Genomic DNA, 12,633 nt, shown 5'->3' with positions numbered 1-12,633 from the left:
GGTCCGTCGTGTGCTGGCGCGTCGGCGCCACACTGTGGCAGTGCAGGACGACGACGTGGAAGCGGTGGTGTCCCGGCTGAACCAGGCCCTCGCGCCGATCGCCGAGACTCCGGTGGACATCGACGATCCGAACTGGGTGGAGAAGATGCGTCAGGCGCCGTCGGCCCTCGTGCGGGCCGGTGTCGCGGACGAGGCGGAAACGGCCCTCGGCACCCTGCTCAGCCGGTACGGCGAAGGTGACGAGTCGACCCGTACGGCGATCCGGGAACTGTTCGCCCGTTACCGGTCGTTCCGGTGGGCGGTCGGCCCGTCGTACCCGGCGGACACTCCGGACCGGTTCCGGGGCTGGTTGCTGCTGCTCTCCGCCCGCGACCAGGGCGCCGACACCCGGGACGAGTTGTTGACTCTCTCGGACGTCTGCCGGGAGGCGACCGCGGCCGGCGTGGAGATCGGACCGATCCTGCACGAGGTCGCGGCACTCTCCAGCGACGTCGACCGGTACGGCATGGGCTCGATGCGCAACATCCTGCTCAGGTGCGTCCCCCGCTGATTGAGGGTGTTAAGAAGGGGCCCTTCTTCTACAGAAAGCGATAAGAAGGGGCCCTTCCTTACATGTCAGTTGCGGGGGGTGGGGGTGCCGGCGGCGCTGCCGAGGTCCGGCGCGCTGGGCGCCTCCGCGATCGCGCCGGAGTCGAGAGGTTCCGCCAGGTGCGCGGTTTCGGCGGCGACCTTCGGCTGGTCGGTGGGCGGATTCTCCACGGGCTGCCGGACGGCCACCACGGCCGTACCGTAGGCGCAGAGTTCCATCCACATCTCGCCGACCTCGCGGTGGTCGAACCGCATCCCGATCACGGCGTTGGCGCCGAGCCGGGTGGCCTCCTCGCCCAACTTCTGCACGGCGTCGGTACGCCAGCGGGTCAGGTTTTCGGGCGCCTTGGGGTCATAGGCACCACCTCGGAGAGCCTTGACGCCTTCCCGGTACGGGTTCCGGGTTCGGGCCTGGGAAGATACGACTTCGCCGAGTACTGCGCGGATCTCGTACCCCGGTAGGTGATCCGTCGTCACGACCAGCACACGTTGATGCTGGCAGAGACGGGGCTGGCCAAATTGCGAGGCCTGTTCACATCGCCTCATTCTGCAAAACGGCGCGGCCGTCGTGAAACGCCGTCTGCGGCTCGAAGAAGGCGCCGACCTCGTGAACGGGCACGGCGGTCGTGAAACGGCGCGGCGCGGACGCCCCAACCCATCTGGAGCGTCCGCGCCGTACCCCTGAGGAGGGTTTCAGTAGGGCCTAGACCCCGGCCACCGAGGTGATCCAGGAGCGGTTGTAGGCGACGCTGCCGTAGTTCTGGATGTTCGCGCCGTCCGCGGTCGAGGCGACACCCACCTGGGCGCCGTTGTAGAACTCCGGACCGCCGGAGTCACCCCGCCAGGCGTTGCCGTCGATCCGGGTGCTCCGGATCGCCCGACCTCCGTACGCGTCGGTGACGTTGGTGCTGGTCACCCGCACGTTGGCGGTCTTGAGCTGGGTCGATGCCGAGCAGCCGCTGTAGCAGGTCATGCCCCAGCCGTAGATCGAGTTGGTCGAGTTGACCGGCGGGTAACTGCTGGACAGCGTGACGTACGAGGTGTTGATCGCGGTGGACAGTTGGAGCAGCGCCAGGTCGTACCGGCTGGCCGAGGACGTCACCCCGCTGGTGACGCCGCCGGAGGTCCGGTTGACGCTGCCGACCCGTACCGACATCGTGCCGCTGACGCAGTGCCGGGCGGTGAGCACCCAACGTGCCGCGATGATGGTGCCGGAGCAGGTGAACGAACCGTTGCTGAAGACCGCAGCGGCCCACGGGGCCGACGAGACGGTTCCGCCGCCGATGATGAACGGCGTGACCGGTTCGGCGGAGGCGGCGGCGGGCGCGACGAGCGCGCCGACGAGGGTGGTGGCGAGCATCACCAGGGTTCGGCGAAGACGCATGGACAGGGCTCCTTCCGGGGGGTTTACCCGGGGTCACCGGGTCGGGGTGAGCCGCCGTAGGCGGGGGGATGTCCGCCGTACGGATCTGGACAGTCAACGTTCGGTGTGGAGAACCGGACGTTTGACGCCACACGCTAAGCCGTTCGTCACCTATTCACAAGGGTGAACCTCCTCGGCCGGTTTCGGACCCCGGTCGGCGGGTGACCGGGTCCGTGGAAGGTCCGGCTGGCCGTCGGGTGTCCACAGGGTTGCCCGCAGGGCCGGCCCGTGCGTCAACTCGCTGGTCCGCCGGGTACGCTGGCTCCGCTCGCCCCTTTCGTGGGCCGGCACCCAACTGCGTACACAGTCAGGAGTGCCCAGTGCCTCGCGTCGTCGTCGACGTCATGCTCAAGCCGGAGATTCTCGATCCTCAGGGCCAGGCCGTCGCGAATGCGCTGCCGAGGCTCGGAGTCACAGACGTGTCCTCCGTGCGGATCGGCCGGCGGATCGAGATCGAGTTCGCCGGCCAGCCGGACCTGGACCGGGCTCGGGAAATCGCCGACAAACTGCTGGCCAACCCCGTGATCGAGGATTTCTCGATCACCGTGGTGGACGCCGCGGATGCCCAGGAGAGCCATCCATGACCGCCAGGATCGGCGTGGTGACGTTCCCCGGCTCGCTCGACGACCGCGACGCGGCCCGGGCGGTCCGGATCGCCGGTGCCGAAGCGGTCCCGCTCTGGCACGACGACGCGGACCTGCACGGTGTCGACGCCGTGGTGCTGCCCGGGGGCTTCTCCTACGGCGACTACCTGCGCTGCGGCGCCATCGCCCGGTTCGCGCCGGTGATGGAGACGATCGCCGCCGGAGCCCGGGACGGCCTGCCCGTCCTCGGCATCTGCAACGGGTTCCAGATCCTCTGCGAGGCGCACCTGCTGCCCGGCGCGCTGACCCGCAACCAGCACCTGCACTTCCGCAACCGCGACCAGTGGCTGCGGGTGGAGTCGGCCGGCACCGCCTGGACCAACGCGTTCCAGGCCGGGCAGGAGGTGCTCGTTCCGGTCAAGAACGGTGAGGGCTGCTACGTCGCCGACGAGCGCACGCTCGACGAACTGGAGGCGACCGGCCGGGTCGTGGCGCGTTACCTGCACGGCAACCCGAACGGGTCGCAGCGCGACATCGCGGGCATCACCAACGAGGCCGGCAACGTGGTCGGCCTGATGCCGCATCCGGAGCACGCCGTGGAGGCGCTGACCGGTCCGTCCCTCGACGGGCTCGGCTTCTTCACGTCGATCCTCAAGCACCTGGCGGGAGCGCCGGCATGATCGAACGGAGTGAGGTCATGGGCCAGCCCGAGCCCACCCTCGCCGACCACCCCTCGGCAACCGGCCCGGCCGTCGACCCGGCGGGCCACGCGGCACGGCCGGAGTCGCCCGTACCCGGTCAGTCCGGGCCCGGACACACCACGTCGGACGCCGCCCGCACGGGATCGGCGAGCGGCGCGGCGGAACTGCCGGTGAACGGCTACCCCAACGGCGTGGACACCGTCGCGCACGCGGCGGCGACCGCGGGCGACCTTCAGCCGTACGCCGAGTTGGGGCTCCGCGACGACGAGTACGACCGGATCCGTCAGATCCTCGGCCGACGTCCCACCCAGTCCGAACTGGCGATGTACTCGATCATGTGGAGCGAGCACTGCTCCTACAAGTCGAGCAAGGTCCACCTGCGACAGTTCAGCGAGAAGGCGCCGCCGAGCGACCGGATGCTGGCCGGGATCGGCGAGAACGCCGGCGTGATCCAGGTCTCCGACCGGCTCGCCGTGACCTTCAAGGTGGAGTCGCACAACCACCCGAGCTTCGTCGAGCCGCACCAGGGCGCGGCGACCGGCGTCGGCGGGATCGTCCGGGACATCCTCGCGATGGGCGCCCGACCGGTCGCGGTGATGGACCCGCTGCGCTTCGGCGCCGCCGACCACCCCGACACGGCCCGGGTGCTTCCCGGCGTGGTCGCCGGAATCGGCACCTACGGCAACTCGCTCGGCCTGCCCAACATCGGCGGCGAGGTCGTGTTCGACCCGTGCTACCAGGGCAATCCGCTGGTCAACGCGCTCTGCCTCGGCGTACTGCCGGTGGACCGGCTACAGAACAAGGCCGCCGCCGGGCCCGGCAACATCGTCGTACTGATGGGTGCCAAAACCGGACGGGACGGCATCGGCGGGGTCTCCGTACTCGCCAGCGCCACCTTCGACGACGGCAGCGAGCAGCGCCGCCCGTCGGTGCAGGTCGGTGACCCGTTCATGGAGAAGCTGCTGATCGAGGCGTGCCTGGAGCTGTACGACGCCCAACTCGTCGTCGGCATCCAGGACCTCGGTGGCGCCGGGCTCACCTGCGCGCTCACCGAGACCGCCGCCGCGGCGGGCACCGGCATGCGGGTCTGGCTGGAGCGGGTGGTGCTGCGCGAGGCGTCGATGCAGCCGCACGAGATCCTGGCCAGCGAGTCCCAGGAGCGGATGCTGCTGATCGTCGCCCCGGAGAAGCTCGACGCGGTTCTGAAGATCGCCGAGAAGTGGGGCGTACCGGCCAGCGCGATCGGCGAGGTGACCGGGGCTGCCCAGCCTGCCGCCGACGGTTCGACCGGTACCGAGCCGGGTCGACTGCTCGTCACCTGGCAGGGGCACACCGTGGTCGACGTGCCGCCGGGGTCGCTTGTGGACGACGGCCCGGTCTACGCCCGACCGATGCGTGAGCCCGCCGACCTCATCCTGTTGCAGGCCGACCGGGCCGAGACGCTGCCCCGACCGTCGACTCCGGAGGCACTCCGCGAGACGCTGCTGCGGATGATCGGCTCGCCGAACCTCTGCGACAAGAGCTGGGTCACCGAGCAGTACGACCGCTACGTGCTCGGCAACACCGTGCTCGCCCAGCCCGAGGACGCCGGGATCATCCGGATCGACGAGCAGTCCGGCCTGGGTGTGGCGATCTCGGTCGACGGCAACGGCCGGTACGCGCGACTCGACCCGTACAACGGGGCCAAGCTCGCCCTCGCCGAGGCGTACCGGAACGTGGCCGTTACCGGCGCCAAGCCGGTGGCGGTGACGGACTGCCTGAACTTCGGCTCGCCGGAGGACCCGGGCGTGATGTGGCAGTTCGCCGAGGCCGTACGCGGGCTCGCCGACGGTTGCGCCGAACTGGGCATCCCGGTGACCGGCGGCAACGTCAGCTTCTACAACCAGACGGGCGCGGCGGCGATCCACCCCACCCCGGTCGTCGGCGTGCTGGGCGTGCTCGACGACGTCGCGCAGCGGGTGCCGATGGGCTTCGCCCGGACCACCGGCGCCGACCACGACCTGATCTTCGTGCTCGGTGAGACCCGGTTGGAGCTGTCCGGATCCGAGTGGGCGTGGGTCACCCACGAGCACCTTGGCGGCGTGCCGCCGCGGGTCGACCTCGCGGGCGAGCGCACCCTCGCCGAACTGGTCGCCGAGGCGGCCCGGGTGGGACACCTCCGGTCCGCACACGACCTGTCGGACGGCGGCCTGGCCCAGGCGCTGGTCGAGTCGACCCTGCGGCACGGCGTCGGCGCCCGGATCGCGGTGCCGGAGGAGTTCGCCGCCGGCTCGATGCCGTTCGTCTTCCTGTTCAGCGAGTCCGCCGGCCGGGCGATGGTGGCCGTTCCGCGCGGGCACGAGAAGGCGTTCACCGCCCTCTGCGCCGAGCGTGGCGTGCCGTGGACCCTGGTCGGTGTCACCGACACCAACGGCGGCGAGCTCGAGGTCCGGGACCACTTCACGATCGGCCTGGAGGAACTGCGGGCGGCGTTCACGTCGACCCTGCCGAGCCTCTTCGGTGACAACGCCGCCCCGATCGGTACCGCGACCGAGGCAGGCCCGGCCGCTGCCGGCGAGACGACCGACGCCGGTACGACGGCGGCTCCGGTCGAGACCGCTCCGGTAACCGCGACCTCGGTCGACACCGTTCCGGCCACGGCTCCGGTCGACACCCCTTCGGCCACGGCTCCGGTCGACGCGGGGTCGTCCGCGACCCCGGGGCCGGCCAGCTCCGGCGTGCCGGCGCGCCCGGTCGACGCCGACGCGGCCGACGCTCCGGGCGATGCGGCCCCGGCCGCCGAGGCCGGGCCGACCGGTTCGGCGCCGACCGCGACGGGACCGGACGCCGGGAGTCGCCCAGCGGGCTGAGTCGACCGCCGGACGGGCGGTCGAGCGGTGGGCGGTCGAACACGGACAACGGGGGCCGCAACGTGACGGGACGGATCGAGCCGACGACCGAATCGGTCTACGCACAACCCGGTAGCGGGGTCCGATTGGACTGGGGCCTGGCCGGCGCGGCCGAGTTGAGCCGGGTCTGCGCCGTGCTGGTGGTGATCGACGTGCTCTCCTTCACCACCTCGGTGGAGGTCGCGGTCGCCCGGGGGATGCGGGTGCATCCGTTCCCCTGGGGTGCCCAGGCCGGCGAGTACGCGACCCGGGTCGGTGCGGTCGCTGCGGTCGGCCGACGTGCGATCTCTCCGGACCATCCCTGGTCGCTGTCGCCGGCCGCGCTGTCCGCCGCACCGGTGGTGCCGGACCTGGTACTTCCGTCCCCGAACGGTTCCGCCATCAGCGCCGCCGCGAGCGCGACCGGGCTGCCGGTGGTGGCGGCCTGTCTGCGTAACGCGGGCGCCGTCGGGCGCTGGCTCCTCGCCCAGGGGTACGGCTCGACGCAGGCGCCGATCGGCGTGATCGCCGCCGGTGAGCGCTGGCCGGACGACACCCTGCGACCCAGTGTCGAGGACCAGCTCGGCGCGGCGGCGGTCCTGGACGTGCTGTCCACGGTGTCCGGTGGCCTCTCCGTGGAGGCGGCACTGGCGCTGGCGACGCTGAACAGCCTCCACGACATCCCGGCCGCGGTCCGGGGCTGCGTGTCGGGCCGGGAACTAACGACCAGAGGTTTCGGGCAGGACGTCGAGATCGCGGTCCAGGTCGGCGTCTCCGACGTCGTTCCGGTGCTCCGCAACGGCATCTTCTCGGCAGCCTGACACCCCTCACGACCGTAGGGCCGATGCGAAGGGGCCCGGCTCGCGATCGCGAACCGGGCCCCTTCAGCGCATTCCTGCGTCGACTTCCTCAGTCGTCCAGCCAGTCGAGCGACCGGCGCTCCGATCGGCCCGGCTGCTGCGGAGCGCCGGACCGACTGTGGCCACCGCCAGCCCGGGGCGAATCGTCGTAGTACCCGCCACCACCCTGCTGCTGGTCGTACTCGCGCTCGTCGTAACCGCCCGCCGCGTCGTAGCCACCACGCTGCTGGTCGTAGCCGCCGCCGGTCGCCGGCTGGTCGTACCCGCCGCGATCGGCCTCGTACCCGGGCTGGCCGTAGGCGTCGGCACGGGTCTCGTAGGCGTCGTTGCCGGCGCCGTACCCGTCGTCACCCCGGTCGTATCCGGCACCGGTCCTCGGCTCGTCGTAGCCGCGTCCACCGCCGTACGCCCCGCCGTCGTACCCGTTCTCCTGGCCGTACGGCTGCTCGGGCTCGTAGCCGCCGGCTGCGGCACCCGAGGACGGCCGGTAGGAACCGGTCTCGTACGGGTCGGCGGCCGGACCGTAGTCCTCGCCACCCCGACCGGTGTACCGCCCCGTCGGCTCGTCGAACTGCTCGTCGTAGCCGCCCGCCGGGTCCCGGTAGCCCGGTGCCGCGCCGGAGACGGGAGCGCCGTAACCGGCACCCGAGCCGGGGGCGTTGCCGTAGCCGCCGGCACCTGAGCCCGGTGCGTTGCCGTAACCGGCACCCGAGCCCGGTGCGTTGCCGTAGCCGCCCGCACCCGAACCGGGCCGGTCGTCGTAGCCGTTCGCGCCCCAGCCCTGCTGCCCGCCGCCGTACCCGGGCGACTGCGGCCCGGGCAGCGGTGCGCCGTACGGGTCCGGGAACTCCTCGACCAGCGGAGTGTTGTGCATCATCGTCGGCGCGTCCGCCAGCGACTGCCGATTCACCATGGTCGGGTCGGCTCCGCCTCGGGTCGCGACCCGGGTCGCGTCGTCACCGCCCCGGTAGCCACCGCCACGGCCGGTCGGCCCTCCGCCGCGGGGTCCGTCCGCTCCGTCCTCGTCGTCATCGTCGTCGTCGCTCTCCTTGCGCCGCATCACCAGCAGCACGATGGCGCCGACACCGAGCGCGACCAGCAGGCCGCCGGCGAGGATCAGGAGCCAGGGGCCCGAACCGGAGTCCTCGTTGGCCGCGTTGTTCTGGTCGGGCGCACCGCTCTCGGCGGGCGCTTCGCTCTCTTCCTCTTCGAGGGGAGCTTCCTCGACGGCTTCCTCGGTGCTCTCCGGAGTGGCACTCGGGGACGCGGTGATGGCGAGTTCGATGCCCTGGTTGTTCAGCCGCTGGCCGGCGCTCGCGCTCACCCGCCGGGTGTCCGTTATGCCGCCCTTGGTGGCCCGGATCTCAAGCTGTCCGGGCGCGATCGGCGAACTCTCCGAGCCGGTGAACCGGTAGCTGCCGCTGCTGTTCGTGTTGGTGGTGCGATCCCGTCCCTGCCCGTCCTTGAGCCGGACGCTGGCGCCCGAGACCGGGTCGCCGGTGGTTTCGTTGGTGACCCGCCCCGACACCTCGGCGACGGTCTGCACCGCTGGCGGCGCGGGCTTGCCGACCAGGGTGACCGTGGCCGTCTCCCGATCCGTCTTGGTGCCGCCGAGGAGGATCTCCTCGGTCGCCTCTACGGTGATCGTCACCCGCTGATCCGAGTCAACGGTCGCCGACGTCCGTTTGAACACCGCGGTGTAGGTGCCGGGCTCGGCATTCTGAACGCCACAGCCCTCGTCGCAGCGCAGCCGGGAACTGTTGGAGGAACTCACCGTGATGTCTGCGTCGTCGCCGCCGTCGACGAAGCCGAGCGTGAACCTCACCGTGACGGTGCCGTTGACGTCGACCGAACTCGGGGAGGCGGAGACGTTGCGGAGCACTGGGTCTGCGAGGGCTGGTGTGGCGGGGAGAGCGAATAGTGCGCTGGCTGCCAGCGCTACTACCACACCGGCCCGGGAGATCCAGGCTCGTCGGTGTGCTGTCACGTCCACCGCCTTCCGGTTCACCACCGCCGACCCGTTGCCGGCCGAGGATCAACCCATACGAGTACACCGTCGGCAACTATGCCTTGTCTGACCGGATGAGCGCGACCCAGGGGCGCCGAGAAATGCCATAAAGCTAGGTCGTATCGTCCCGACGTGTCCTCTCCGCACAATAAGTCCTCACCGATCGTGGCCGTCCTGGCAGAGCTCGACGCTGGGCGTACGCCCGATCGAGTGACTTTGCGGGACGCGGTTCGTACCCTTTTGAGCGACCTGGCCGGACGGGCGCCCGGCCGGGCGGTCGAGGTCCGTGTCCCACCATATGGTGCGGTCCAGTGCTGCGCCGGGCCGCGACACACCCGTGGTACGCCGCCCAACGTGGTCGAGATGGCCCCGGTCACCTGGATCCGGCTCGCCACCGGGCGAATGCCGTGGTCGGAGGCCATGGAACAGGGCCTCGTGCAGACCAGTGGCAATCGTTCGGATATCTCCGCTTATCTGCCTATTTCGCCCTACTAATCAATCACCATCTGTCACTTACGGGGGTCATAACGTGGCTCTCTGTATCGGCTGCGGTTCGCGTACACTCTGAGTCGACGGAACTCCGTATCACCCGGGCGACAGGCGAGTCCGAGCAGATCAGCAAAGGGAGCGGCAGGTGCCCCGAGGCGACGGCCGGTTGAGCCATGACCTCGACCCCCAACGACCCGGTCCACAGGACGCGTGTGGCGTGTTCGGGGTCTGGGCCCCGGGCGAAGAGGTGGCGAAGCTCACCTACTTCGGTCTCTACGCCCTCCAGCACCGAGGCCAGGAGGCTGCCGGCATCGCCGTCAGCGACGGTTCGGGTGTGGTCGTGTACAAGGATCTCGGCCTGGTCGCTCAGGTCTTCGACGAGCCGACGCTGGCGAGCCTGCGTGGTCACCTGGCGATCGGGCACACCCGGTATTCCACGACCGGCGGATCGACCTGGGAAAACGCCCAGCCGACCATTCGGGCCACCTCGGCGGGCACCACGATCGCCCTGGCGCACAACGGCAACCTGGTGAACACCGCCGAACTCGCCCGCGACGCGGTCGAGCGCGGGATGGACTCCGACGGCTCGACCTCGGACACCGCCCTGGTGACCACGCTGCTGGCCAGCCGGCCCGACCTGTCGGTCGAGGCGGCGGCGCTCGAGGTGCTCCCCACCCTGCGCGGCGCGTTCAGCTTCGTCTTCATGGACGAGACCACCCTCTACGCCGCCCGGGACGCACACGGCGTCCGGCCACTGGTGCTCGGCCGGCTGGAGCGCGGCTGGGTGGTGGCCAGTGAGACCGCCGCCCTGGACATCGTCGGGGCGAGCGTGGTCCGGGAGGTCGAGCCCGGTGAGCTGATCGCCATCGACGAGCACGGGCTCCGTTCGGCCCGGTTCGCCGCGCCGGAGCCGAAGGGCTGCCTCTTCGAGTACGTCTACATAGCCCGGCCGGACACCACGATCGCGGGCCGCAACGTCTACGCCGCCCGGGTCGGCATCGGACGGCAGCTCGCCCGTGAGCACCCGGTCGAGGCCGACCTGGTGATCCCGGTTCCGGAATCCGGCACTCCCGCCGCGATCGGCTACGCGGAGGAGTCCGGCATCACCTACGGCGCCGGCCTGATGAAGAACCCGTACGTCGGGCGCACCTTCATCCAGCCGTCGCAGACCCTCCGTCAGCTCGGTATCCGACTCAAGCTCAACCCGCTCCGGGAGAACGTCCGGGGCAAGCGGGTGGTCGTGGTCGACGACTCCATCGTGCGGGGCAACACGCAGCGGGCGATCGTCCGGATGCTGCGTGAGGCCGGCGCGCTGGAGGTGCACGTACGCATCTCCTCGCCGCCGGTCAACTGGCCCTGTTTCTACGGCATCGACTTCGCCACCCGGGCGGAACTGCTCGCCAACGGGTTGGACAACGAGGGCATCCGGCGCTCGATCGGGGCCGACAGCCTCGGGTACGTCTCCCTGGCCGGCCTCATCGCGGCCACCGAGCAGCCGAAGACCCGACTCTGCCGGGCCTGTTTCGACGGGGAGTACCCGATCGACCTGCCTGCCGGGAACCTGATCGGCAAGCACGTACTCGAAGGAGTGGACCGTCGGGTTGCCGCCGCCGGCCCGGGGGAGGTGGATCGCGACCGTGGGGCCGCGTCCGTGTCCCGCGGTCCGGGTGGTCAACCGTTCGTGAGCAGTTCGAGCGGCGGTGAGGTGCCGTCGCACGCGTAGGCACCAGGCCGGGCGCGGCTTACGAGTTTCGGCCGGCGACCAGGACCGGCCTGGCTGGGAAAATCCGGCCAGGCAGTACGACAGTCGAGTGATCCTCGACCGCTACCGACGCGGCCAGCCGCGAGAACCACTAAGGGGAGAACCGTGACGCACGTGACCGAGCGCAGTGGTGCAGGAAGCGGCCCGGGTGGGACCCATCAGCCCTGGACGGCGGGGATGGGCCGGTCCGGCCGCAAACGCACCGTGTCGTACGCGGATGCCGGCGTCTCGATCCACGCCGGTGACCGCGCGGTCGAACTGCTCCGCCCCAAGGTCAAGAGCACCCGGCGTCCCGAGGTGATGGGCGACATCGGCGGGTTCGCCGGCCTGTTCCGGCTCGACGTGCAGAAGTACAAGAACCCGATCCTGGCCTCGTCCACCGACGGGGTGGGTACGAAGCTGGTCATCGCGCAGCAGATGGACATCCACGACACGGTCGGGATCGACCTGGTCGCGATGGTCGTCGACGACCTGGTCGCCTGTGGCGCGGAGCCGCTGTTCCTGCTCGACTACATCGCCTGCGGCGAGGTCGTCCCGGACAAGGTGGCCGAGATCGGCGCCGGCATCGCCGACGGCTGCCGGTACGCCGGCTGCGCGCTGCTCGGCGGCGAGACGGCCGAGCACCCGGGCGTGCTGCGTCCGGACGAGTACGACGTCTCGGCGACCGGTGTCGGTGTGGTGGAGGAGAGCGAGATCCTCCGGCCGGAGCGGGTCGAGATCGGCGACGTGGTGATCGCCATGGGCTCGTCCGGTCTGCACTCGAACGGCTACTCCCTGGTCCGGCACGTGCTGCTCGGGGCGGGCCGGATGCGGCTGGACACCGTGATCGAGGACTTCGGCCGGCAGCGGACCCTCGGCGAGGAGCTGCTCACCCCGACCAAGATCTACGCGCAGGACTGCCTCAAGCTGATCGCCGAGGCCGACGTGCGGGCCCTGGCGCACATCACCGGCGGCGGCATTCCCGGCAACCTGGTCCGGGTGCTGCCCGACAACGTCGACGCGGTGGTCAACCGGGCGAGCTGGAAGCCTCAGCCGATCTTCGATCTGGTGCAGTCGAAGGGCCGGATCGAGGACCCGGACATGGAGTCCACCTTCAACATGGGTGTCGGGATGTTCGCCATCGTGTCCGCCGAGGACGCCGATCGGGCCCTGGCCTGCCTGACCGGGCGCGGTGTCGAGGCCTGGCAGGCCGGCGAGATCATCGAGGGCACCGGCGAGGTGCACATGATCGGGCAGCACACCCGGGGCTGAACCGGCGAGTGATCAAGGTTGGCCGGGGAGCGATTTCGGGCCGACCACAACAAGAATGCCAAAACCCGCATCCGCGATCTATGCCCGTGATTCACGGCAT

11 protein-coding genes are annotated in these 12,633 nt (G+C 70.6%); 8 read left to right on the top strand and 3 right to left on the bottom strand.

What is annotated here, in order from left to right:
• Positions 1-40: 40 nt before the first annotated feature.
• A complete protein-coding gene (locus ACFP2T_RS22185; protein ID WP_377424660.1) occupies positions 41-550 on the top strand; it encodes a hypothetical protein in 510 nt (169 codons plus the stop codon).
• 65 nt (positions 551-615) lie between these two features.
• On the opposite strand, the gene ACFP2T_RS22180 is transcribed toward ACFP2T_RS22185, so the two are convergent.
• Both ACFP2T_RS22180 and ACFP2T_RS22175 read right to left on the bottom strand, forming a co-directional pair.
• On the bottom strand, positions 616-1,134 hold the full coding sequence (locus ACFP2T_RS22180) for a YbjQ family protein (RefSeq protein ID WP_377424659.1): 519 nt from the start codon (positions 1,132-1,134) through the stop codon (positions 616-618).
• Between the two features lie 157 nt (positions 1,135-1,291).
• A complete protein-coding gene (locus tag ACFP2T_RS22175; protein WP_377424657.1) occupies positions 1,292-1,972 on the bottom strand; it encodes a S1 family peptidase in 681 nt (226 codons plus the stop codon).
• A 359-nt stretch (positions 1,973-2,331) separates the two neighbouring features.
• On the opposite strand from ACFP2T_RS22175, the gene purS reads away from it, so the two are divergent.
• From purS to ACFP2T_RS22155, 4 genes are all read left to right on the top strand, one after another.
• Complete coding sequence (purS, locus tag ACFP2T_RS22170; protein ID WP_192766014.1) at positions 2,332-2,595, top strand: phosphoribosylformylglycinamidine synthase subunit PurS; 264 nt, start codon at positions 2,332-2,334, stop codon at positions 2,593-2,595.
• Positions 2,592-3,275, top strand: coding sequence for a phosphoribosylformylglycinamidine synthase subunit PurQ (purQ, locus tag ACFP2T_RS22165; RefSeq protein ID WP_377424655.1), 684 nt, complete (start codon positions 2,592-2,594; stop codon positions 3,273-3,275). The genes purS and purQ overlap by 4 nt, the downstream gene beginning before the upstream one ends.
• A complete protein-coding gene (gene purL, locus ACFP2T_RS22160; protein WP_377424654.1) occupies positions 3,272-6,145 on the top strand; it encodes a phosphoribosylformylglycinamidine synthase subunit PurL in 2,874 nt (957 codons plus the stop codon). The genes purQ and purL overlap by 4 nt, the downstream gene beginning before the upstream one ends.
• Positions 6,146-6,207: 62 nt before the next feature.
• Positions 6,208-6,984 carry a 2-phosphosulfolactate phosphatase gene (locus ACFP2T_RS22155; protein WP_377424652.1) on the top strand — a complete coding sequence of 259 codons (777 nt, stop codon included), beginning with the start codon at positions 6,208-6,210 and terminating at the stop codon, positions 6,982-6,984.
• An 88-nt stretch (positions 6,985-7,072) separates the two neighbouring features.
• Here ACFP2T_RS22155 and ACFP2T_RS22150 read toward each other — a convergent pair whose 3' ends face one another.
• Entirely contained in the window at positions 7,073-9,010 is a 1,938-nt protein-coding gene (locus ACFP2T_RS22150; protein WP_377424651.1) for a carboxypeptidase regulatory-like domain-containing protein, read from the bottom strand.
• Between the two features lie 153 nt (positions 9,011-9,163).
• Between ACFP2T_RS22150 and ACFP2T_RS22145 the strand changes: the two genes are divergently transcribed.
• From ACFP2T_RS22145 to purM, 3 genes are all read left to right on the top strand, one after another.
• Positions 9,164-9,526: a sterol carrier family protein gene (locus ACFP2T_RS22145; RefSeq protein WP_377424649.1), complete on the top strand. Its 363-nt coding sequence runs from the start codon at positions 9,164-9,166 to the stop codon at positions 9,524-9,526.
• A gap of 139 nt (positions 9,527-9,665) precedes the next feature.
• Positions 9,666-11,243 (top strand): amidophosphoribosyltransferase, encoded by a 1,578-nt coding sequence (purF, locus tag ACFP2T_RS22140; RefSeq protein ID WP_377424648.1) that lies wholly within the window; start codon positions 9,666-9,668, stop codon positions 11,241-11,243.
• A 144-nt stretch (positions 11,244-11,387) separates the two neighbouring features.
• Positions 11,388-12,533, top strand: coding sequence for a phosphoribosylformylglycinamidine cyclo-ligase (gene purM, locus ACFP2T_RS22135; protein ID WP_377424646.1), 1,146 nt, complete (start codon positions 11,388-11,390; stop codon positions 12,531-12,533).
• The last annotated feature ends 100 nt before the right edge of the window (positions 12,534-12,633 follow it).

Origin of the sequence: Plantactinospora solaniradicis (assembly GCF_042658085.1) — a bacterium.
GTDB classification, from domain to species: Bacteria; Actinomycetota; Actinomycetes; order Mycobacteriales; family Micromonosporaceae; genus Plantactinospora; species Plantactinospora solaniradicis.
Note: the sequence above shows the minus strand (reverse complement) of the source record. Positions and strands in the feature narration are given on the sequence as shown.